This is a genomic window from Rathayibacter sp. AY1E2 (assembly GCF_002932325.1).
Lineage (GTDB): Bacteria > Actinomycetota > Actinomycetes > Actinomycetales > Microbacteriaceae > Rathayibacter.
The window spans coordinates 24,841-45,070 of record NZ_PSVO01000015.1 but is presented as its reverse complement, the minus strand read 5'-3'; the positions used below and the strand labels follow the sequence as shown (position 1 = coordinate 45,070).

Here is a 20,230-nt window from a genome sequence, read left to right as displayed (position 1 = left end):
TGCTAAACTACCGCGTAGATTTCAACTTTCCCTGTCTGCTCTTTTCCCCAGCCGGCTCACTGCCCGTCTGGCCTGTCATCGTGAGGGGGTCACCCATGGGGCGCGGCCGTCAGAAGGCGAAGAACACCAAGATCGCCCGTGAGCTGAAGTCGTTCAGCCCGGCGGTCGATTACAGTGCGCTCGAGCGCGAGCTCAGCCACCCGGACGAGCCGGACTACTCGAAGTGGATCGACGCCGAGGACGACGGCGACGACACGGACCTCGTCGAGGAGCCGCACCAGAAGCGTGCGTGACTCCTCCCGTGAATCGGGGCCGCTCCCTCGGGGCGGCCCCGTTTCGCGTGCGGGCGGTGATCCGGCGGGCGAGCGACCCGAGGTCGAGGAGCCGCTCCGCGCAGCCCCCGCCGACGTCGCCGTCCGGCAGCTGTCGACGCGGGTCGCCTACGAGACCCCGTGGATCCGCGTCCGCGAGGACGAGGTGCTCTGGCCGGGCGGGACGCGCGGCGTCTACTCGGTCGTCGAGCGCGACGACTACGCCCTCGTGCTCCCGCGGGAGCGCGGCGGGTTCTGGCTGGTCGAGCAGTACCGGTACCCGATCGGCCGCCGCGCGTGGGAGTTCCCCGCCGGCGGCTGGCCGCACGGCTCGGCCGGCGGCGACCCCGAGGCTCTCGCCCGTGCCGAGCTGCGCGAGGAGACGGGCCTCCGGGCCGAGCGCCTGACGCACCTGGGCAGGCTCGCGGAGGCGTACGGCTTCGTCGCGCAGTCCGTGGACGTCTTCCTCGCCGAGGGTCTCGAGCACGGCGAGCACGAGCGCGAGGACACCGAGCAGGACATGCGGCAGCAGTGGTTCCCCGATGCGGAGATCGCGGAGATGGTCCGCTCCGGGGCGATCGTCGAGACGGCCGCGGTGGCCGCGCTCGCCCTCTTCCACCTGGAGCGCGGGTCGCTCGGCTGAGCACGTTCTCCCGCTTTCCGCCACTGAGTGCAGAATGTCGGTGCCCCCTGGGACACTGACCGGATGAGCACTTCCCCGCCCGCACGGCTGCCCGTGTGGCAGTCGGAGCGTCGCGGGAGCGACCTCGACGAGGCGCGCGAGTTCTACGCCGGCTCGTACAACGGCTCCGGCTTCCGGGCCGAGCGCTCGGTCGTGCCGTTCGCGTTCCGCTACACGACGACCGGGCCCGGGCCCGTGAGCCTCCACTCCGCCTCCTTCCTCGGCCGGGTGCGCGGCACGGTGGCCCCGAGCGACGTCTACGTCGCCCTCTGGCTGACCGCGGGGCGCGCCTCCCTCGACCTGGGGCGCGACGAGCACCGCCTCGTCGTCGGGCGCCCGGCCATGTTCCCGAGCGGCCGGCCCTTCGGCTTCGAGGCCCTCGAGTACCGCGACGCGCTCGTGCACTTCGAGGCCGCCCACCTCGAGGCGATCGCCGCCGAGCTGCACGGCACCGAGCCCGGCCCGCTGCGGTTCGCCCCCGTGGCGCGCGACACGACCGCCTGGTGGGCGGCGATCCGCCTCCTGCGCGACACCCTCGCCTCCGCGCACACGCCCACCGCGCTGCAGCGCGACGGCGTCGCCCGCATCGCCGCGCTCGCCGCCCTGCAGACCTTCGCCCACCGCATCGCCCCGCTGCCGGCCGTGCCGCCCTCGGTCAGCGCGCGGCGCCTCCGCCGGGCCGTGGAGTTCGTGCAGGCCAACGCCGATCTGCCCCTCGGAGTGGCCGACATCGCCGACGCGGCCGGGCTCACGGTCCGCGGCGTGCAGCTGGCGTTCCAGCGCGCCTTCGGCGAGACCCCGCGGCACTACCTGCGCGACGTCCGCCTCGAGCGCGCGCACGAGGAGCTCTCGGCCGGATCGATCGGCTCGCTGGTGGTCGGCGACGTCGCCGCACGCTGGGGGTTCATCAGCGGCGGCCGCTTCGCCCAGCACTACGCGACGCGGTTCGGCGAGCTCCCGAGCGAGACCCTCCGGCGCTAGCCCCGCCGATCCCCGACGACGGTTCCGCCGAGGGGCGTTCGGGCGTACTGTCCGAGGACCGCCCGCTGCCCCGCGGGCCGCGTCGATGGAGCCGCGAATGTTCGAACCCGGAGGATCCGCGCGGCCTGTCGCGCGGGTCGGCTACGTCACCGCCGCCCTGCTGGTCGGCGCGATCCTGGTGGGCGGCGCGGTCGGCGCCGCCGTCGCCCTGGTCCTCTACCTGCCCGGCGTCCTCGCCGCCGACGGACCGCCCGGGCTGGTGAGCTTCGGCCTGCTCATGGGAGCGGCCTCCGGCGCGGGCATCGGAGTCGTCGGAGGCGCGGGAGCGGTCGCCGGCATGGTCGCGGTGCGCGTCGCGAGCCGCCGCGACGGCCCGTTCGTGCTCGGCACCAGCGCGGGCGCCGGCCTCGGCGTGCTGGTCGCCTCCGCGAACCTGCTCGTCAGCCGCGACGCCCCGACCTGGGCGACCGCCCTGCTCGCCACCGCGGCCGCCTGCGCCCTCTGCGCTGCGGGCTCGTGGCTGCTGACCCGGCACGAGCACTCCTGGGAGCGCGCGCACGCCGTACCGCGCTGATCCGCGGCGCCTCCGGGGATCAGCCCGCGTAGGACCCGACCAGGCGGACCGCTCCGCCGTCGACGCCCTTCGCGCCCTGCTCGAAGCCCTCGAAGCCGCGCGCGGCCGTCGAGACGCGGCCCGCGACCCACGACGGGACGCCCGAGCGCTCGAGGCGTGCGATCACGCCGTCGGCCGCCTCCGCCGCGACCACGGCGAACATGCCGATGCCGAGGTTCCAGGTGCCCTCGGTGCTCTCGAGCGTCGCGCCGGACATCCCGGCGAGCGCGCGGAACACGTCGGACGGGCTCCAGCTCGCCCGCTCGACCTCGACCCAGGAGCCGCGCGGCAGCACCCGCGCGAGGTTCGCCGCGATCCCGCCGCCGGTGACGTGGCTGATGGAGTGGACGGCCGGGCCGAGCTCGGCGTCGTCGAGCAGGTCGAGGAGGGGCCGGGTGTAGAGGCGGGTCGGCTCCAGCAGCACCTCGCCGACCACGCCGCCCAGCTCCTCGGAGCGGTCGGTGAAGCCGATGCCGCGCTCGGCGAGGATGTGGCGCACGAGCGAGTAGCCGTTCGAGTGCAGCCCGGAGGAGGCCATCGCCACCACGACGTCGCCGTCGCGCACGCGGTCGGCGCCGCGCACCTGGTCGGCCTCGATCGCGCCGACCGCCGCGCCCGCCACGTCGTAGTCGTCGGGTCCGAGCAGGCCCGGGTGCTCGGCCGTCTCGCCGCCGACGAGCGCGATGCCCGTCTCGGAACAGGCGCGCGCGATGCCGGCGACGATGTCGGCGATGCGGGCCGGGACGACCTTGCCGCACGCGATGTAGTCGGTCATGAAGAAGGGGCGGGCGCCGACCACGACGATGTCGTCGACGACCATGCCGACGAGGTCCTGCCCGATGGTGTCGTGCTTGTCGATCGCCTGGGCGAGCGCGACCTTGGTGCCGACGCCGTCGGTCGAGGTCGCGAGGAGGGGGGCTCGGAAGTCGCGGAGGAAGGAGACGTCGTAGAGGCCCGCGAAGCCGCCGACCCCGCCGAGGACCCGGCTGTCGTGCGTCGCCGACACCGCCGACTTCATCAGCTCGACGGCGAGGTCCCCCGCCGCCGTGTCGACTCCTGCGCGGGCGTAGCTGCTCGTCTCATCACTCACGCGACGACCCTACCGACTGCCCTCTCCCGCCGCGGCGCGGATCCGGGTCCGCCGCACCGGCGGCTCCCGCTCCGCGCCCGCGGTCACGCGTCCCAGGCCACGTAGTGCAGCTCGGCGCGGTCGCGGCTGCGGTGGAGGTCGAGGTAGGACCGGGCGATGACCTCGGCCGCCGCGTCCGGGTGGCCGCCGTCGATGAGCGCGGACCATAACTTGAATGGCACCTCAAGATCATCGGGAGGATCGCATGGACGAGCAGAAGGTCCTGCGCCGGGACGCGCAGCGGAACGTCGAGAAGCTGCACGCCGCCGCCCTCGAGGTCTTCGGCTCCCGCGGCCTGGCCGCCCCCCTCGAGGACACCGCCCGTCACGCCGGCGTGAGCATCGGCACCCTCTACAACCGCGTCGGCTCCCGTGAGGAGCTCATCGACGCCGTCGTCCCGGCCGTCGCCGGCGAGAAGCTGAAGGGCCTGACCGAGCGCGCTCTCGCCGAGCGGTCCTCCCGCGGACGCCTGGAGCGCTTCGTCTCCGGGATGATCGACCTCCAGCTGGAGGACCCCGCCCTCAACGACGCGATGCTGCGCCGCTTCCCCGACGCAGTCGCCCTCATCGAGGCCTGCGACCGCTCGATCGAGCTCGGCCGGGATCTCGTCGAGGCCGCCCACCGCGACGGATCCCTCTCCCCCGACTTCACCCACGACGACCTGATGGCCCTGCTCCGGATGGCCGGCACGACCAGCCGCGAGTCCGCGGCTCCGCAGGGCTGGCGCCGCGTCCTGGACCGCAGCCTCGCCGGCGCCTGGACGGCTCCGAGCAGCTGAGCGGCCGCACGGCTCCCCGACCGGCCGCCCGGCCGATCCGCCGGTCGGCGCCGCCCCGAGCACTCCCGCGACCACGGATCCGCCCACGGCGAACCATTAGGGGATGAGTCCCCCGCGTGCCAGGATGGACCGTCAAACCCCCCTGCTATCCCCTTGGGAGCCCCTCCGGCATGTGCGGAATCGTTGGGATCGTGTCCTCCGGACCGGTCAACCAGTCCATCTACGACAGCCTCTCCCTCCTGCAGCACCGCGGCCAGGACTCGACCGGCATCGCGACCGCCGACGGCAGCACCCTGCACATCAAGAAGGCCGCGGGACAGGTCCGCGAGGCGTTCCGCACCCGCGACATGCGCTCGCTGCTCGGATCCATGGGCCTCGGCCACGTGCGCTACGCGACGAAGGGCAACGCCGAGCGCGAGGAGGAGGCCCAGCCGTTCTACGTGAACGCGCCGTACGGCATCATCCTCGTCCACAACGGCAACCTCACGAACACGCGCGAGCTCACCGAGGAGCTCTTCCGCATCGACCGCCGCCACCTCAACACCACCTCCGACACGGAGCTGCTGGTCAACGTGCTGGCGAACGAGCTGCAGGCCTCGATGTCGGGCCGCGACCTCGACGCCGACGAGGTGTTCGACGCCGTCGCCCGCGTGCACGAGCGCGTCGAGGGCTCCTACGCCACCATCGCGCTGATCGCCGGCGTCGGGCTGCTGGCGTTCCGCGACCCCTTCGGGATCCGCCCGCTCATCGTCGGCCGCCGCAGCAACACCGGGGCGCCGGACGACTGGGTCGTCGCCTCCGAGTCGCTCGTGCTCGAGGCGCAGGGCTTCGAGATCGTCCGCGACGTCGCTCCCGGCGAGGCGGTCTTCATCACCCCCGACGGCCGGATGACCAGCCGCCAGTGCGCGAAGGACCCGCGACTCATCCCGTGCTCGTTCGAGTACGTCTACCTCGCCCGCCCCGACTCCGTGATGTCCGGCATCTCGGTCTACGAGGCGCGCCTGCGCCTGGGCGACCGCCTCGCCGACACCATCGCGCAGTACACCCCGGGCGGAGCGATCGACGTCGTCATGCCGATCCCCGACTCCTCCCGCCCCGCCGCGATGCAGGTCGCGCAGAAGCTCGGGATCGAGTACCGCGAGGGCTTCTACAAGAACCGCTACGTCGGCCGGACGTTCATCATGCCCGGGCAGGCGGTCCGCAAGAAGTCGGTGCGGCAGAAGCTCAACGCGATGTCGAGCGAATTCAAGGGCAAGAACGTCCTGATCGTCGACGACTCGATCGTCCGCGGCACCACCTCCAAGGAGATCGTCGACATGGCCCGCGCGGCCGGCGCGAACACGGTCACCTTCGCATCCGCCGCGCCTCCCGTGCGCTACCCGCACGTGTACGGGATCAACATGCCCTCGCGCCAGGAGCTCGTGGCCCACAACCGCCGCATCCCCGAGATCTCGGAGGCGATCGGCGCCGACCAGCTGATCTACCAGGAGGTCGCCGACATGAAGGCGGCGATCCTCGAGGGCTCGGACGTCACCGACCTCGAGACCAGCTGCTTCACCGGCGAGTACGTCACGGGCACCGTCACCCCGGAGTACCTCGACTGGGTGGAGCGCACGCAGCTGAGCTGAGCTCTGCACAGCGCCGGGCGCGGCGCAACGGGTGCCGCGGATCCGTGCGCCCCTCCATGATCGGAGGGTGCGCGGCCCCGCGCGCATGCACCCGAGGAGTCCCCCGTGATCTACCGAATCCTTCCGTTCCTGCTCACCTTCGTGGCCAAGAAGATCTCGAAGTCGCAGAAGGCCAAGCGCGCCGCCGCCAAGCGCCCGACGTCCAGCGCGAGCAGCAGCCGCCGCTCCTCGTCGCGCCGGGGACGCTGACGCCGCGGTCCCGTCCGCGAGCGCGAGCCGCGGGCGGGACCCTCAGCGCAGGGCGGAGTGCAGCGGCCGCAGGGCGGCCCGCCTCCGCCGGCTAGACCCGGTCGGACCCCGTCCGCGGGTCGTCCTCGTCGGACGTCGTCCGCGCGTCGGGCAGGACCTCCTCGGCCACGGGCTCCTCGGCCGCGTCCTCGCGCTCGACGATCCGCTCGGCGGTGGTCCGGACGACCTTCCGGCCGACGACCCGGTCGAGCAGCACCACGACGAGCCCCGCGAGAGCGCCGAACAGCGTCACGAAGAGCAGCAGGCTGAAGCCGAAGACCTGCCCGCGGGAGAAGCCCTGCGTCTCGGGCAGCGCGAAGGTCAGCACGAAGGCCGCGATCGCTCCGAGCCCGACGCCGAGGGTCAGGATGCGCCAGACGCGCGGGGAGCGGCGGACGTCGACCTCTTCGCGGGTGACCTCGGGGCGGGCGGGATCGCTCATGTCTCCATTCTCCCCCGCGCGGGCGAGGGCACGGCACCGTGATCGCTCAGAGCGCGTGCACGAGCCGGCCCGCCTGCGCGCGCAGCTCGCGGACGACGGTGCGGACCGAGAGCCGCTCCGCCCGGTCCGGCCGCATCAGCGCGACGATGTGCCGCACGGAGTTCACCCCGCGGAGCGGCTTCACCACCACTCCCGCGCCGCCCGCCGTGTAGCGCGGGAGCACCGCGATGCCCAGGCCCGCCGCGACGAACGCCTCCGTCACGCGGGTCGACGCGAAGCGCTGCTCCACCCGCACCGCCTCGCCGGACGCGGTCTCGATGTCCTGCATCACGCGCTCGAACGGGAACCCGTCCGGGACGCCGATCCAGGTCTCGCCGACCAGGTCCGCCGCCGAGACCGTCGCCCGGTCCGCGAGGCGGTGCCCGACCGGCAGGCCGATGTCGAGAGGCTCGACCATCAGCTCCGCCATCGCGAGGCCGCGGCCGGCCCAGGCGCTCCTGCCGGTGGGCGAGTGGGCGAGCACGATGTCGAAGTCGGCGGTCAGGTCGGCGAACTCGTCGGTGCCGGGGTCCGCGTCCTCGCACTGCACGACGAGCCCCTCGACGCTCCGGAGCGCGACCAGCGCGTTCGGGAGGAGCATCTGGCCCGCGGTGGGGAAGGTCGCGATGGTGACCTCGCCGATCGGGTTGTTCTTGAACGTCTGCCAGACGGCGTCGGCCCGCTCGAGCGCGATCGCGATCTCGGTGGCGCTCCGGGCGAGCTCGCGTCCCGCGGCCGTGAGCACCACGCCGCGGCCGGAGCGCTCGATCAGCGGCACGCCGGCCTCGCGCTCGAGCACCTTGAGCTGCTGCGAGACCGCGGAGGGCGTGCGGTGCGTCGCCTCCGCCACGGCCGTGATCGAGCGGCGCATCGAGAGCTCGCGGAGCAGTTCCAGCCGTCGCACGTCCATGTAGAGAAACTACACGTCAGGGCAAGAACAGTTCGATTGTCCTACGGAACACGGGGCCGGACACTGGACGTTGTACACAGCATCCCGGCGGATCGATCAGAAGCCGCCGCAACGAAAGGCAGAACACTCATGAGCATCGCAATCCTCGTCGTCCTCAGTGGCCTCGCCGCATGGGGCACGGTGTCGACGGTGCTCGTCGCCAGCCGCGACGGCTACCGTCAGGTCCCCGCGCAGCACTGAGCCCCGCCGCTCCGCGACAGCACCTCATCGCGTTCCGACGCCGTCTCCCGATCGGGAGGCGGCGTTCTCGCGTCTCCGGGGGCTGGTGCCGCTCCTCGGGAGCGCCTCCCCGCCGCGGCTCCCGGGGGTCGACCATCGGCTCGCCCCGCACACGACGACGGGCCCCCGACCGGAGTCGAGGGCCCGTCGTGCGCGTGGTGCGGCTACTTCGCGGCGGTGCGGCGGCGCAGGCGCGCGACCGTCATGCCCAGACCGAGCAGCAGAGCGGCGATCCCGGCGGCGAACGCGGGGGTCGCGTCCACTCCGGTCTCGGCGAGGTGGTGCGAGCCGGCGACCGGAGCAGTGGTCGGCGTCGGCGCGGGGCCCGTGGTGGGCGGCGTGGTCGGCGCGGGCGTCGGCTCCGTGGTCGGTCCGGGAGTCGGGGTGCCCGCTCCGGCGCCGGCCGCGACGGCGAAGCCGACGCTGATCTCGGTGCCGGTGGTGTCGAGCGCGAACGTCGCGGTGTGCGCGCCGCCCGCCAGACTCTCATCGATCGGGACCGAGAACGAGGCGCGACCGGTCGAGTCGTCGGTGACGGCCCGGGTCGGATCGATCGTCGCGGTGCCGACGACGGCGCCGTCGACGCTCGCGGTCACGGTGGTGTCGGCCGCGGCTCCGGTGCTGAACAGGAGCGAGGAGAGGTCGACGGTCATGGTGTCGCCGACCGCGTACTCGCCCGAGTCCGGGACATTGTCGGTCAGGCCGATCGTGCGCTGCACGGGGTCGGGGCTGACGGTGCCGAGGTCCTGGATGTAGCCGACGAAGGCGTCCAGGTCGATGCGGCCGGAGTCGGCCGTGCCGGTGCCCTCGGTGAAGGTGCTGAAGCCGTCGCCGCCGCTCGCGAGGAAGCTGCTGGTCACGACGGTGAAGGTCGCGGCCTGGTCGATCGGCTCGTTCTGGAAGAACACCTGCGAGATGCGCGAGCCCTCGGGCGCCGTGGCGTCGAAGACGTAGGTGAGGTCCTTCGAGGTGGAGAGGTTCAGCTGCGGGTGGCTGGAGCTGCCCACCCACTGCTCCTCGAGCAGGTCGGAGATCTGCTCGCCGGTCAGCTGCAGGGTCACCAGGGTGTTCGCGAAGGGCTGGGCGTCGGAGGCCTCGGCGTAGGTGACCACGCCGTCCGCGTCGCCGGGCTGGTCCGGAGTCGCGGTGTAGGACAGGTCGTCGCGCAGGCCGCCCGCGTTCGAGAAGGCGATCTGCGTGCCGAGCTCACGGGTGGCCCAGAGCTGAGCGTCCGAGACGAGGTTGCCGAGGGTCGACTCCGAGCCGCGGTTGGTCGTGGTGCCGTCCGGGCGGTAGGCGCGCGAGATGTCCTCGGTGATGGTGCCGACCTTCACGCTGCCCTCGCGGACGGCGACGGCCTGGGCGTCGGCGACGATGGTCTCGACCTCGGGGTCGGGCTCGAAGGCGCCGACGACGATCGTCTTGGCCGGGTCGTCCGAGGTCGGGTCGTCGACGACCTTCGTCAGCGGCACGACCTCGCTGGTGAGCGAGGTGAGCTGCTTGGTCGCCGGGTCGACGGTCAGGGACATGCGGCCGATGTTCTCGGCGTAGCTGCCGGTCTGCGACACGACGGTCGGGAAGGCCCGGCCGGCGTCGATGCCCGCGTCGTACTCCTGGTGGCTGTGGCCCGAGACGATCGCGTCGACGTTCGGGGCGACCGCGTTGACGATCGCGCCGAACTTGGGGTCCGCCTCCGGAGTGTTCAGCTCGGCCGCGTCGGCGTCGGCTCCCTCGTGCAGGAGCAGGACGACCACGTCGGCCTCGTCGTTGGCGGCGTCGCCGTCCTGGAGCTGCGCGGCGACCTCGTTGACGTTCTCGGCGATCGGCTCGATGGAGAGCGTCGAGATCGTGGCGGGGCTGACGAGCTTGCCGAGGTCCTCGGTGATCGCGCCGATGAAGGCGACGGAGACGCCGTCCTGCTCGGTGATCACGTACGGGGAGTAGGCGCGCTCGCCGGTCGCGGTGTCGTAGAGGTTCGCGTTCACGTAGGGGAACGCCGAGGCGTCCACGACGCGGCCGTCGACATCGGCGCGGCCCTGGTCGAACTCGTGGTTGCCCAGCGTGCTGACGTCGAGGCCCATCGCGTTGAGCGAGTCGAGCGTGGGGATGTCGCCCTGCACCTTCGACACGAAGGTCGAGGCGCCGATGTTGTCGCCGGCCGAGACGAACAGCGTGTTCGGGTTGGCGGCGCGGTAGGAGTCGACGGCGCCGGCGAGCACGGCGGCTCCGGCGACGGCGCGGTCGGCGGCGAGCCGCCCGTGGAAGTCGTTGATCGAGAGGATGTCGATGGCGACATCGCCCTCGGCCGCCACGGCGGGCGTGGCGCCGAGGAGGGCCGCTCCGGCGACGGCGCCGACGGCGGTCGCGGAGAGGAGTCGGGTGAGGCCGCGTCGGCCCGGGGAAGTACTGCGCATCGTGAAGGGGACTCCAAGCATCGAGCGGTGGATCCGGAGAGGATTCGTGCCGCGTGAGGGGGTTATTCCCAGACAACCCGACGGCGGAGCCCAGGTCAAACGTTCTGACGACGGCTCGCCGCCGCGTTTACGAGAAGTTAACTCGCCGACGCTCAGCCGACGCGCAGGATGGGGAGGAACGGCGTGAGGTCCGCGCGCACTCCGGAGGCGTGGATCCGCCCGCTCGCGAGACCCTCGCTCCACGGCAGCGAGCCGGTCGCGAGCGGCAGCCAGGTCGCCGCGTCCATCTCGATCACGTTCGGCGGAGTCCCGCGGGTGTGGCCCGGTCCCTCGACGCACTGGGCCGCGCCGAACGGCGGAACGCGCACCTCGACGCTGCGTCCGGGGACGTTCGTCTCGATGATCTGCAGGAGGAACCGCACCGCCGTCGCCGTCGTGTTCCGGTCCGCTCCTCCGGCGAGCGCCGCCCGCACCGCGGACTGCCCGCTCGCCTCGTCGATCCTGCCCTTGGCCATGCACCCATCCTGCCGCCGCCGCTCGCTCCCGGAGGCCTCCCCCGGGGCTCCGCCCGGCGTGTCGGCGTCCGCAGCGCCGCCCTGCGGAGGAGGACGTCACAGGGACCAGCCCCGGGGCGGGGCGCCCTATCCTGTCAGGGTGAAGATCCTCGTCCTCGGTTCGGGTGCCCGTGAGCACGCCATCATCACGGCTCTCCTCGCGGAGGAGGAGCACCACGAGATCATCGCGGCGCCCGGCAACGCCGGCATCGCGCGCGACGTCGAGGTCATCCACTTCGACACGAACAGCCCCCGGCTGGTCAGCGACTTCGCGGTGGAGCAGGGCATCGAGCTCGTCGTCATCGGCCCCGAGGCGCCCCTGGTCGCCGGAGTCGCCGACGCGCTCCGCAAGCGCCGCATCCCCACCTTCGGCCCCGACCGGGCCGCCGCCGCGCTCGAGGGCTCGAAGACCTTCGCGAAGCGCGTGATGGACATGGCCCGCGTGCCCACCGGCCGCGCGACCCGCGTCTCCACCCTGGTCGACGCCACCCGCGCCATCGACGAGTACGGACTCCCCTCGGTCGTCAAGGCCGACGGCCTCGCCGCGGGCAAGGGCGTCCTGGTGACGGAGTCGCGCAGCGCGGCGATCGCGCACGCCGAGTTCTGGCTGCAGTCCGGCGACGTCCTCATCGAGGAGTTCCTCGCCGGCCAGGAGGTCTCCCTCTTCCTCCTCTCCGACGGCCACGACGTCGTCCCTCTCTCCCCCGCGCAGGACTTCAAGCGCCTGGGCGACGGCGACGAAGGGCCGAACACCGGCGGCATGGGCGCCTACTCCCCGCTCCCCTGGCTCGCCGACCGCTGGGAGAGCGAGCGCGCCTTCGTCGACGAGGTGATCGACACGGTCGCCATCCCGACCATCCGCCAGCTCGAGCGCGAGCGCACCCCCTTCGTCGGACTGCTCTACTGCGGCCTCATCGTGACCGACGCGGGCCTGCGCGTGATCGAGTTCAACGCCCGCTTCGGAGACCCCGAGACCCAGGTCGTCCTCCCCCGCCTCGCCTCCCCGCTGTCCGCGCTGCTGCACGCGGCGGCGACCGGCGCGCTCGCCTCCGTCCCGTGGCCCGCGTTCACGGACGAGGTCGCCGTCACCGTCGTCCTCGCGAGCGAGGGCTACCCCGAGAACGCCGTCACCGGACGGACCATCACCGGACTCGACGCGGCGGCGGACGTCCCCGGCGTCACCATCGCCCACGCGGCGACCCAGCTGGTCGACGGGAGCTTCGTCGCCACCGGCGGCCGCGTGCTCAACGTCGTCGCACGCGGCGCCGACTTCGCCGAGGCGCGGGAGCGGGCGTACCGCGCGCTCGACCTGATCCACCTCGACGGCGGGCTGTATCGGAGCGACATCGCGGCGAAGGTCGCGCAGTAGCGCGACCTCCGACGTGATGTCGGCCACGCCGATCCCTGCGCGGCGTGGCGCGGTCGGCTGGGAAAGTGGCCGGGTCTCGTAGAGCCGGTCACGTTCGGCGCGTCCGAAACGCTCGGCACGCGTTTCGGTCGACGCCTCGAGGGTGGCCGGGGGTGGGAGGATCCGCGCTCGGACTCGGACCTCCGCGACACGGGCTCGCGGCGGAGGACGGTCGCCCCGCGGGGGCGGGTCAGGCCAGGGTGCGGAGGGCCTCGGCGAGGTGGGGATGCGCGAAGGTGAAGCCGGCGTCCTCGAGGCGGGCGGGCACGACCCAGCGGGACTTGAGCAGGAGCTCGGACTCGGTGCGGAGCAGGAGCGTCGCGGGCTCGAGGACGAAGCGCGGAGCCGGCACGCCGATCCGGCGGCCCACGGCGGCGCGGAGCAGCCGGGAGAGCTCGGTGTTGTCGCTCGGATTCGGCGACGCGAGATTCACCGGCCCGTCGAGGGTCGACTCCTCGAGGAAGCGGATCGACCGGTGGACGTCCTCCACGTGGATCCAGCTGAAGTGCTGACGGCCGCGGGTGCGCCGGTGCTCGTGGTGCACGCCGGCCTCGCGTCGCGCGCGCGTCGAGGGCCACGGCCCGTCGAACTGCGGACCGCCGAGGCCGAGCCGCGCCAGCCGCAGCAGGATCGCCGTCGCCGGACCGTCTCCGAGCACGATGGACATCCGCAGCGCCACGCGCCGCACGCCGGGCGTCTCCCCGGCGAAGAACTCCGACTCCCACGCCCGCGCCACGTCGACCGAGAAGCCCTCGCCGAGCACGCCCTCGTCCTCGGTGTTCGCCCGCTCCTCCTCGTGCCGGTAGATCGTGGCCGTGCTCGCGTTCATCCAGACCGGCGGAGGAGTCGCGGCCGCCGCGACCGCCCGGTGCAGCTCCCCGGTGGTCGCCACGCGCGAGCGGAGGATCTCGCCGCGGTTCGCCGCGGTGTACCGGCAGTCGACGCTCTTGCCGGCCAGGTTCACCAGGAGGCGCGCACCGTCGAGCACCCGGGTGATGCCGGCGGTGTCGCCCCAGCGCGCGTCCGGCCCGGAGCGGCCGATCCTCCGCACCGTCCAGCCGTCGGCCGTGAAGCGGCGGGCGAGGTCCGTCCCGAGGAATCCGCTCGCACCGGCGAGGACGACGACGGGGTCAGCGGTGCTGCTCATCGCCCCATCGTGCCGCACGGCGCCGGAGTCACGGGGAGGACTCGTCGCAGGCGCGCTGCCGGTATGCGAGGTGGGTGGAGGCGGGTCTCGATCAGCCGCCGAGCGACCCCGCACCACGGAGCAGCCGCGCCGCGGCGAGCGCCCCGGCCAGCCGCTCGGCGAACCCCGGCGGCACCTCGGCGGGCAGCGCGTCGACCGGCCACCAGGCCACGTCGTCGCTCTCGTCGCTGACGCTCACCGGAGCGTCCGGATCGGCGATCGCGCCGTAGCCCACGTCCCAGTGTCGGGAGCAGCGGCCGAAGCCGTCGCCGAGCGCATGCCGGTCGAGGTCGAGGGGCAGGACGCCGAGCGGCTGCAGCCCTGCCGCTCCGCTCTCCTCCCGCGCCTCGCGGAGGGCCGCGTCGGCCGTGGAGTGGTCGCCGGGCTCGACGTGACCCCCGAGCTGCACCCAGAACCGGCCCTTGCGGTGGAAGCAGAGCAGCACCTGCGCGAGATCCGGCGAGAGCACGAAGCAGCTCGCCGTCAGGTGCTCGGGTCCGCCGTCGCGCTCGAGCGCCGACTCGCCGCGCTGCTCGAGGAACGCCAGGTACTCGTCCCGCAGGTCCGCGAGCGCGCCCGCGTCCCACTCCCGCAGCTCGTCCGCCAGCCGCGTCCCTCGCTCCCCCGTCACGCGATGGACCCTACCTCCCCTCCGCGAGCTGCCACTCCGGTGCGCGGCACGGCGTGCGTGGCGTACCGGAGCGGCAGTTTCCGGGGAGGGAGGAGGGACGGGAGCGTCAGACGGAGAGGCCGGAGAGGCCCTCGCGGTCGACGCGGCGGTGGAAGCGCATGCCGGCGAGACCGCCGAGCACGGCGCCGACCAGCGCGACGACCAGGGCGGCGAGCGCCGTCACGACCGCCGCGGCCGTGGCGTCGCCGGCGTCCAGGGGGATCGTCGGGAAGCCGCTGACCGCGGAGAGCGCCTGGCTGCCGCCGGTGATCGCCGAGACGATGCCCACGACGATCGCGACGACGACCGCCCAGGCCCACACTCCGACGCCCTGCTTCGCTCCGCTGAAGCGGGCCATGCGGCCGGCCACGTAGCCGCCGCAGTAGTAGGCGACGAGGAGGATGACCAGCAGTGCGATCGCGCCCGCCCAGCCGAACGCGCCGGGGTCGGCCGCGAGGTCGCCGGTGACGTCCTGGGTGCCGATGACGGCGGCCCCGATCGCGGTGACGAGGGCGGTCAGGAGGACGGCGAGTCCGGTGGCGGCGAGCCAGCCGAAGAAGGCGCAGCCGATCTTGAAGCCGCCGAAGCGGTCGCGCTCGCGCTGGTGGATGTCCTTGCGCGCGGCCGCACGGGCCTGCTTCGCCTCGGCGGAGTCGGGGTCGACGGGCGCGCGGTGCTCGGGAGCCGAATGCGCGGAGTCGGAGCGGTCCGTCGAAGCGGAGCGGTCCGTCGAAGCGGAGCGGTCCGAGGAGGCGGAACGGTCCGGAGTCGCGGAGCGGTCCGTCGCCGCAGCCGCTCCCGTATCCACCGCGGAGTCGATGCGCGCCGTGCCGCCCGCCGCCGAGCCCTCTGCCCGTCGCGGCAGTCCGCCGTCAGCCGGATCCCTGTCTGTCGTGCTCATGTCGAACCTCCTGGCCGAGCGCCCCGAAGAAGGGCGACACGCTCAGTCAAGACCCAGGGAGCCCTCGGTGTCGCGGGCTTGACCACACGACGGAGCGGTCCGGGCGTCAACCCCCTGCGCCCCCTCCCTCCCACCCGCTTGCATGGAGGGACCGACCGACGACACGAGAGGGAGAGTCATGACTCCGGAATCCCCCGAGCAGACACCGCCCGGCACCGAGGCCGAGCTGACGCCGAAGGCCGACCACGGCGAGACCACCTACCGCGGCACCGGCCGCCTCAGCGGCAAGGTCGCCCTCATCACGGGCGGCGACAGCGGCATCGGCAAGGCCGTCGCGATCGCGTTCGCGCGCGAGGGCGCCGACGTCGCGATCTCGTACCTCGACGAGCACGACGACGCCGAGGACACCGCCAAGTGGGTCCGGGAGGCCGGCCGCGAGGCGCTGCTCCTCCCCGGCGACCTGCAGGACCCGGCGCACTGCCGCGCCGTCGTCACCGAGACCGTCGAGCGCTTCGGCCACCTCGAGGTGCTCGTCAGCAACGCCGCCTTCCAGATGAGCCGCGAGAGCGTCACCGACATCCCGGACGAGGAGTGGGACCGCACGATCGCGACGAACATCAGCGCCTACTTCCACCTCGTGAAGTCGGCGCTGCTCCACCTGAAGGAGGGCGCATCGATCATCGCGACGAGCTCGGTGCAGTCCGACCAGCCGTCGTACCAGCTGCTCCCCTACGCCGCCACGAAGTCGGCGATCCTCAGCCTCACCGCCTCGTTCGCGCAGGCGCTCGGCGAGAAGGGCATCCGCGCCAACTCGGTCGCGCCCGGCCCGATCTGGACGCCGCTGATCCCCTCGACCATGCCGGAGGAGGCCGTCGCCGAGTTCGGCGAGCAGGTCCCGCTGGGCCGCCCCGGGCAGCCGGCCGAGGTGGCTCCCGCCTACGTCCTCCTCGCCTCCGACGAGGCGAGCTACATCAGCGGGTCGACGATCGCCGTCACCGGCGGGAAGCCGATCCTCTGATCACGCTCCAGGGCACCGCTCACCCGCAGGATTCCGCGATAGGTTCCTGCGGGTGAGCGTCCACATCCGCAGCATCGAGACGGCGGTGCCGACCACGGTCCTGCGCCAGTCCGAGGTGCGCGACCTCTTCGCGTCCCAGCCCGCGATGACCCGGCTCGGGTCCCGCCTGATCGGCGCGGCCTTCGACGCGTCCGGCATCGACACCCGCAGCACGGTGGTCGACGAGCTCGACCGGGTCGAGCGGGAGGGTGCGAGCGTCTTCTACGACGCGGGGAGCGGCCTGGTGCTCGACCCGGGGACGGCGGCGCGCAACGCCGTCTACACCGAGCGCGCTCCCGAGCTCTTCACGGAGGCGGCCCGCCGCGCCCTCGCATCCGCGTCGATGACGGCCGAGGACGTCACCCACGTGGTGACCGTCTCCTGCACCGGCTTCTACGCTCCGGGGCCCGACTACCAGCTGGTCCGCCGCCTCGGCCTCGCGCCCTCGACGCAGCGCTTCCACCTCGGCTTCATGGGCTGCTACGGCGCCTTCCCCGGCCTGCGCGCCGCCCGCCAGTTCTGCGAGGCCGACCCGGAGGCGGTCGTCCTCGTCGTCGCGGTCGAGCTGTGCACCATCCACCTCACGAGCTCCAACGACCCGGAGCAGATCGTCGCGACCTCCGTCTTCGCCGACGGCGGTGCGGCGGCCGTCGTCACCGCCCGCGAGGCCGCGCCCGGCGCCCCGGTGCTCGAGCTCGACGCGCTCGCCACGACGCTCACCGACGAGGGCGAGACCGAGATGGCGTGGACGATCGGCGACCACGGCTTCTCGATGCGGCTGAGCACCTACGTGCCCTCGATCATCGGAGCGAACATCGAGGCGGCCGTCGCCCCGCTGCTGGCCGGCGCCGAGGTCGAGCGGAGCGACGTGCAGCGCTGGGCGATCCATCCCGGCGGCCGCAGCATCCTCGACAAGGTGCAGGCCTCGCTCGCCCTCAGCGACGAGCAGCTGGCCCCGTCGCGCGAGGTGCTGCGGACCAACGGCAACATGTCGAGCGCGACCGTCCTCTTCATCCTGCGGCGCCTGCTGCACGGCGAGGCGGCCGACGGCGAGCGGATCGGCGCGATGGCGTTCGGGCCCGGCCTCACCGTCGAGCTCGCGCTGCTCACCAAGCGGGGCGGGGAGTGACTCCGCGCGCCCCTCTCGCGCCGGATCTGCGCCACCGCGAGGTCTCCGAGCAGGAGCTGATGGACGACCCGGACTGCGACCGGACCCTGCTCGACGCCACCTACGCCCGCTTCGGCACCGTGAACCGGCTGGTCTCGGGGTGGCGTGGCCTCTACCGCTCGCGTCTGCGTCCGCTGCTGCGGCCCGACGAGCCGTTCCGCCTGCTCGACATCGGCTCCGGAGGCGGCGACGTCGCCCGCTCCCTCGCCGGCTGGGCCCGCGAGGACGGCCTCCGCCTGGCGATCACCGCCGTCGATCCGGACGAGCGCGCCTCCGCCTTCGCCACGTCGACGCCCGCGCCGCCCGGAGTCGAGTTCCGCCGGGCGAGCAGCGCCGACCTGGTCGCCGAGGGCGAGCACTTCGACCTGGTGACCTCCAACCACGTGCTGCACCACCTGTCGCCGGAATCACTCGCCGACCTGCTCGCCGACAGCGAGCGCCTGGCCCCGCGCGCCCTCCACAACGACATCGAGCGCTCGCGGCTGGCCTACACGGCCTACCTGCTGGCCACGCGACCGATCGCGGCCGGCTCGTTCCTCCACTACGACGGGTCGCTGTCGGTGCGGCGCAGCTTCACCGCCGCCGAGCTGCGGGCTGTGGCGCCCGAGGGGTGGCGGGTCGAGCGCGCGGCGCCCTACCGGCTGCTGCTCGCGCGGGGCGAGGTGTGAGGACGCGGCGGAGGGTGAGCGCTTCCGGTCCGCTCTGGCTGCGCGCCGCCGCTGTCAGCTACTCCGCCAACTGCGCCCTCGGCACCGCCGTCGCCACCGGCGCTCTCCGCACGGGCCGCTGGCACTGGATCCATCACGCGCTCTACATCTGCACGTCGACGCTCACCGCTCTGGCCTGGGCGACGCTGCGGCGGTCGGACCCCCGCGCCGCGTCCGCGCTGGCTCCCGCCGCCGTCCCGCTGGCGGTGATCCCCTTCGCCGGGACGCACGGACGCCGGCACCCGGTGATCGCGCTGGCGGCGGCTCCGTTCGTGCTCGCCGCTCTCGGGCGGACGCGGCGGCCGGCGCGGCGCCGAGGCGTGCTCCAGCGTCTGAGGGCCGGGTCAGCCCTGCGCTGACGCGCCCCGGCTTCTAGCGCGGGGGCTCGACGTCGCGGTCGGGGTCGGAGCGGTACGAGCGCAGCGCCTGCCAGCCGGCGATCGCGAGGATCAGCGCGCCGCAGAGCATCGTCAGCAGGTTCGGCACCGAGAAGCCGCTGCCCACGACCGAGTTGATGCCCGCGCCGAGCACGAACACACCTCCGAGGAGGTAGAAGATGACCCTCGTCTTCACCGTTCCACCGCTTCCCTCGAGCCTGCACAGGACCCTCGATGGTACCGCGCGCGCCCCGGGCCGCCGCCGCTCCCCCTCTGCGCGATCGATCGGGGCAGGATCGAGGCATGGAGTTCCTCGATGTCGTCCGGCGCCGGAAGACCACCAACGGCGCGTTCCTGCCCGACCCCGTCTCCGAGGAGCACCAGCGGCTCCTGATGGAGGTGGCCGGCCGGGCGCCCTCGCAGCTCAACAGCCAGCCGTGGCGGTTCGTGCTCGTCGAGGAGCGCGAGACGATCGACCGGATCGCCGCGATCAGCGGCGAGAGCATGACCACCGCGATGTCGAACGGCACGTTCTTCGAGCGCTACAAGCCCTACTTCCGCTTCAGCAGCGAGGAGATGGAGCAGCGGCGCGACGGGATGCTGTTCGACAAGCTGCCGGCTCCGCTCCGCCCCTTCACGAAGCAGGTCTTCACGAAGCGCGGGCAGTTCCTGATGAACTCCCTCCGCGTCCCGCAGACGCTCGGCGAGGAGAACCGCCGGCTCGTCGCGGGATCGCCGCTGCTGCTCGGGGTGATGCTCGACCGCTCCGAGTACCGGCCGGGCGAGCTCTCCTCCTTCTACTCGGTGTTCAGCATGGGCGCCGCGATGGAGAACGTCTGGCTGAGCACGGTCGAGCTGGGGATGGGGATCCAGTTCGTGTCGTTCCCGATGGAGGTGCCGGGAGCGTGGGCGCGGATCGAGTCGCTGCTCGCCGTGCCCGACGAGCTGGAGCTGATGGCGGTGTACCGGCTCGGCTACCTGCCTCCGGAGCAGCGGCGGCCGGCGATCGACTGGTCCTCCCACCAGCGGAAGCTGCCGTCGCAGTACGTCTTCCGCGGCACCTGCGCGACTCCGCAGGAGGGGTGGGACGCGCCGGCCCGGCCGTGACGGGGATCCGGAGCGGCGCTGCCGGCAGCCGGAGGTGCCCGCGCTCGCTCCCGGGCCGGCCCCGGCCGACGGGAGATCCGCGACGGAGCATCGACTCCGCCGTCACGCGTCGGCTAACGTGGCGCCCAGCACGCCCGGCAGTGCTACGTCCCGTCCGCGGGACTGTCAATGGGGGTCCGGCGTGTCTCCCGCCCGATTCCCCGCACCGGGGTCCGAGCGGATACCGTCCCCCGAGGAGCCGTCCGCCAGGGCCGGCCCGATGAACGAAGGGGGCCCGTGGCCACGCTCATCTACGGACCGCAGAACCTCGAGATCGAATTCGAGGAGCGCGTCCTCGCGCACCTGAAGGTCGCCGTCCTCTCGAAGCTGCGCCGCAACGAAGCCTTCTCGCTCTCGTGGATGGAGGACGCCTCCACCGGACACGGCCGGAGCTCCGTCTGGCTGCACCCGTCGGTGCCGCTGCACTTCCGCTTCACCGAGGCGCACCAGCCCAAGCTCAACCGCGCGTGGATCGAGCAGATGCTCAGCGTCGCCAGCATGCACGGCGAGCTCTCGGTCCTGCCGGAGCCCGAGGAGCAGCGCCAGGGCTCCTGAGCTCCGC

24 protein-coding genes are annotated in these 20,230 nt (G+C 73.1%); 14 read left to right on the top strand and 10 right to left on the bottom strand.

What is annotated here, in order from left to right:
- Positions 1-95 precede the first annotated feature (95 nt).
- The 4 genes from C5C49_RS11755 (at position 96) to C5C49_RS11740 (ending at position 2,548) form a co-directional block, all read left to right on the top strand.
- Positions 96-293, top strand: a complete 198-nt coding sequence (locus tag C5C49_RS11755) for a DUF3073 domain-containing protein (RefSeq protein ID WP_097167615.1) — start codon at positions 96-98, stop codon at positions 291-293.
- Complete coding sequence (locus tag C5C49_RS11750; protein ID WP_258068456.1) at positions 286-954, top strand: NUDIX hydrolase; 669 nt, start codon at positions 286-288, stop codon at positions 952-954. The genes C5C49_RS11755 and C5C49_RS11750 overlap by 8 nt, the downstream gene beginning before the upstream one ends.
- Before the next feature lie 63 nt (positions 955-1,017).
- On the top strand, positions 1,018-1,974 hold the full coding sequence (locus C5C49_RS11745) for a helix-turn-helix transcriptional regulator (protein WP_104353585.1): 957 nt from the start codon (positions 1,018-1,020) through the stop codon (positions 1,972-1,974).
- A gap of 97 nt (positions 1,975-2,071) precedes the next feature.
- Complete coding sequence (locus C5C49_RS11740) at positions 2,072-2,548, top strand: hypothetical protein (RefSeq protein ID WP_104257887.1); 477 nt, start codon at positions 2,072-2,074, stop codon at positions 2,546-2,548.
- Positions 2,549-2,567: 19 nt separating this feature from the next.
- Here the strand turns inward: C5C49_RS11740 and purM are convergent, their stop codons facing one another.
- Positions 2,568-3,677 carry a phosphoribosylformylglycinamidine cyclo-ligase gene (gene purM / locus C5C49_RS11735; protein WP_104346230.1) on the bottom strand — a complete coding sequence of 370 codons (1,110 nt, stop codon included), beginning with the start codon at positions 3,675-3,677 and terminating at the stop codon, positions 2,568-2,570.
- An 83-nt stretch (positions 3,678-3,760) separates the two neighbouring features.
- Positions 3,761-3,898, bottom strand: a complete 138-nt coding sequence (locus tag C5C49_RS17060) for a hypothetical protein (RefSeq protein WP_181135766.1) — start codon at positions 3,896-3,898, stop codon at positions 3,761-3,763.
- Between the two features lie 23 nt (positions 3,899-3,921).
- On the opposite strand from C5C49_RS17060, the gene C5C49_RS11730 reads away from it, so the two are divergent.
- The 3 genes from C5C49_RS11730 (at position 3,922) to C5C49_RS17055 (ending at position 6,371) form a co-directional block, all read left to right on the top strand.
- The gene (locus tag C5C49_RS11730) at positions 3,922-4,494 is read left to right on the top strand and encodes a TetR/AcrR family transcriptional regulator (protein WP_104346229.1); all 573 of its coding nucleotides are present in this window, start codon (positions 3,922-3,924) and stop codon (positions 4,492-4,494) included.
- A gap of 170 nt (positions 4,495-4,664) precedes the next feature.
- Complete coding sequence (purF, locus tag C5C49_RS11725; protein ID WP_104295679.1) at positions 4,665-6,122, top strand: amidophosphoribosyltransferase; 1,458 nt, start codon at positions 4,665-4,667, stop codon at positions 6,120-6,122.
- Between the two features lie 105 nt (positions 6,123-6,227).
- Complete coding sequence (locus tag C5C49_RS17055; protein ID WP_181028791.1) at positions 6,228-6,371, top strand: hypothetical protein; 144 nt, start codon at positions 6,228-6,230, stop codon at positions 6,369-6,371.
- A gap of 91 nt (positions 6,372-6,462) precedes the next feature.
- On the opposite strand, the gene C5C49_RS11720 is transcribed toward C5C49_RS17055, so the two are convergent.
- The 4 genes from C5C49_RS11720 to C5C49_RS11705 form a co-directional block, all read right to left on the bottom strand.
- Positions 6,463-6,852 (bottom strand): hypothetical protein, encoded by a 390-nt coding sequence (locus C5C49_RS11720; RefSeq protein WP_104346228.1) that lies wholly within the window; start codon positions 6,850-6,852, stop codon positions 6,463-6,465.
- A gap of 46 nt (positions 6,853-6,898) precedes the next feature.
- On the bottom strand, positions 6,899-7,801 hold the full coding sequence (locus tag C5C49_RS11715) for a LysR family transcriptional regulator (protein WP_104257884.1): 903 nt from the start codon (positions 7,799-7,801) through the stop codon (positions 6,899-6,901).
- 443 nt (positions 7,802-8,244) lie between these two features.
- The gene (locus C5C49_RS11710) at positions 8,245-10,494 is read right to left on the bottom strand and encodes a bifunctional UDP-sugar hydrolase/5'-nucleotidase (RefSeq protein ID WP_104346227.1); all 2,250 of its coding nucleotides are present in this window, start codon (positions 10,492-10,494) and stop codon (positions 8,245-8,247) included.
- Positions 10,495-10,646: 152 nt separating this feature from the next.
- The gene (locus tag C5C49_RS11705; RefSeq protein ID WP_104223770.1) at positions 10,647-11,009 is read right to left on the bottom strand and encodes a sterol carrier family protein; all 363 of its coding nucleotides are present in this window, start codon (positions 11,007-11,009) and stop codon (positions 10,647-10,649) included.
- 139 nt (positions 11,010-11,148) lie between these two features.
- On the opposite strand from C5C49_RS11705, the gene purD reads away from it, so the two are divergent.
- A complete protein-coding gene (gene purD, locus C5C49_RS11700) occupies positions 11,149-12,417 on the top strand; it encodes a phosphoribosylamine--glycine ligase (RefSeq protein ID WP_104226811.1) in 1,269 nt (422 codons plus the stop codon).
- A gap of 229 nt (positions 12,418-12,646) precedes the next feature.
- Here purD and C5C49_RS11695 read toward each other — a convergent pair whose 3' ends face one another.
- The 3 genes from C5C49_RS11695 to C5C49_RS11685 form a co-directional block, all read right to left on the bottom strand.
- Positions 12,647-13,603 carry an epimerase gene (locus C5C49_RS11695; protein WP_104273199.1) on the bottom strand — a complete coding sequence of 319 codons (957 nt, stop codon included), beginning with the start codon at positions 13,601-13,603 and terminating at the stop codon, positions 12,647-12,649.
- A gap of 91 nt (positions 13,604-13,694) precedes the next feature.
- Entirely contained in the window at positions 13,695-14,273 is a 579-nt protein-coding gene (locus tag C5C49_RS11690) for an NUDIX hydrolase (protein WP_258068454.1), read from the bottom strand.
- A 106-nt stretch (positions 14,274-14,379) separates the two neighbouring features.
- Positions 14,380-15,213: a hypothetical protein gene (locus C5C49_RS11685; RefSeq protein WP_258068453.1), complete on the bottom strand. Its 834-nt coding sequence runs from the start codon at positions 15,211-15,213 to the stop codon at positions 14,380-14,382.
- A gap of 178 nt (positions 15,214-15,391) precedes the next feature.
- On the opposite strand from C5C49_RS11685, the gene C5C49_RS11680 reads away from it, so the two are divergent.
- From C5C49_RS11680 to C5C49_RS11665, 4 genes are read left to right on the top strand one after another with little or no spacing between them, the layout of a single operon-like run.
- Positions 15,392-16,231 (top strand): SDR family oxidoreductase, encoded by an 840-nt coding sequence (locus tag C5C49_RS11680; protein WP_104346226.1) that lies wholly within the window; start codon positions 15,392-15,394, stop codon positions 16,229-16,231.
- 52 nt (positions 16,232-16,283) lie between these two features.
- Entirely contained in the window at positions 16,284-17,399 is a 1,116-nt protein-coding gene (locus C5C49_RS11675; RefSeq protein WP_104346225.1) for a type III polyketide synthase, read from the top strand.
- Entirely contained in the window at positions 17,396-18,106 is a 711-nt protein-coding gene (locus C5C49_RS11670; RefSeq protein WP_258060494.1) for a class I SAM-dependent methyltransferase, read from the top strand. The genes C5C49_RS11675 and C5C49_RS11670 overlap by 4 nt, the downstream gene beginning before the upstream one ends.
- Positions 18,107-18,120: 14 nt before the next feature.
- On the top strand, positions 18,121-18,504 hold the full coding sequence (locus tag C5C49_RS11665) for a hypothetical protein (protein WP_104346224.1): 384 nt from the start codon (positions 18,121-18,123) through the stop codon (positions 18,502-18,504).
- 13 nt (positions 18,505-18,517) lie between these two features.
- Here C5C49_RS11665 and C5C49_RS11660 read toward each other — a convergent pair whose 3' ends face one another.
- Positions 18,518-18,718 (bottom strand): hypothetical protein, encoded by a 201-nt coding sequence (locus C5C49_RS11660; protein WP_104223776.1) that lies wholly within the window; start codon positions 18,716-18,718, stop codon positions 18,518-18,520.
- A gap of 107 nt (positions 18,719-18,825) precedes the next feature.
- Between C5C49_RS11660 and C5C49_RS11655 the strand changes: the two genes are divergently transcribed.
- The gene (locus C5C49_RS11655; RefSeq protein ID WP_104346223.1) at positions 18,826-19,629 is read left to right on the top strand and encodes a nitroreductase family protein; all 804 of its coding nucleotides are present in this window, start codon (positions 18,826-18,828) and stop codon (positions 19,627-19,629) included.
- A gap of 276 nt (positions 19,630-19,905) precedes the next feature.
- Positions 19,906-20,223, top strand: coding sequence for a hypothetical protein (locus C5C49_RS11650; protein ID WP_244229547.1), 318 nt, complete (start codon positions 19,906-19,908; stop codon positions 20,221-20,223).
- Positions 20,224-20,230 lie beyond the last annotated feature (7 nt).

What these genes read in the sequence shown, in the direction of transcription:
- C5C49_RS11695 (WP_104273199.1), bottom strand. Translation starts at nt 13,603, where the DNA reads ATGAGCAGCACCGCTGACCCCGTCGTCGTCCTCGCCGGTGCGAGCGGA.
- C5C49_RS11755 (WP_097167615.1), top strand. Translation starts at nt 96, where the DNA reads ATGGGGCGCGGCCGTCAGAAGGCGAAGAACACCAAGATCGCCCGTGAG.
- C5C49_RS11730 (WP_104346229.1), top strand. Translation starts at nt 3,922, where the DNA reads ATGGACGAGCAGAAGGTCCTGCGCCGGGACGCGCAGCGGAACGTCGAG.
- C5C49_RS11710 (WP_104346227.1), bottom strand. Translation starts at nt 10,494, where the DNA reads ATGCGCAGTACTTCCCCGGGCCGACGCGGCCTCACCCGACTCCTCTCC.
- C5C49_RS11740 (WP_104257887.1), top strand. Translation starts at nt 2,072, where the DNA reads ATGTTCGAACCCGGAGGATCCGCGCGGCCTGTCGCGCGGGTCGGCTAC.
- C5C49_RS11720 (WP_104346228.1), bottom strand. Translation starts at nt 6,852, where the DNA reads ATGAGCGATCCCGCCCGCCCCGAGGTCACCCGCGAAGAGGTCGACGTC.
- C5C49_RS11680 (WP_104346226.1), top strand. Translation starts at nt 15,392, where the DNA reads ATGACTCCGGAATCCCCCGAGCAGACACCGCCCGGCACCGAGGCCGAG.
- C5C49_RS11715 (WP_104257884.1), bottom strand. Translation starts at nt 7,801, where the DNA reads ATGGACGTGCGACGGCTGGAACTGCTCCGCGAGCTCTCGATGCGCCGC.
- C5C49_RS11745 (WP_104353585.1), top strand. Translation starts at nt 1,018, where the DNA reads ATGAGCACTTCCCCGCCCGCACGGCTGCCCGTGTGGCAGTCGGAGCGT.
- C5C49_RS11655 (WP_104346223.1), top strand. Translation starts at nt 18,826, where the DNA reads ATGGAGTTCCTCGATGTCGTCCGGCGCCGGAAGACCACCAACGGCGCG.
- C5C49_RS11705 (WP_104223770.1), bottom strand. Translation starts at nt 11,009, where the DNA reads ATGGCCAAGGGCAGGATCGACGAGGCGAGCGGGCAGTCCGCGGTGCGG.
- purF (WP_104295679.1), top strand. Translation starts at nt 4,665, where the DNA reads ATGTGCGGAATCGTTGGGATCGTGTCCTCCGGACCGGTCAACCAGTCC.
- C5C49_RS11685 (WP_258068453.1), bottom strand. Translation starts at nt 15,213, where the DNA reads ATGAGCACGACAGACAGGGATCCGGCTGACGGCGGACTGCCGCGACGG.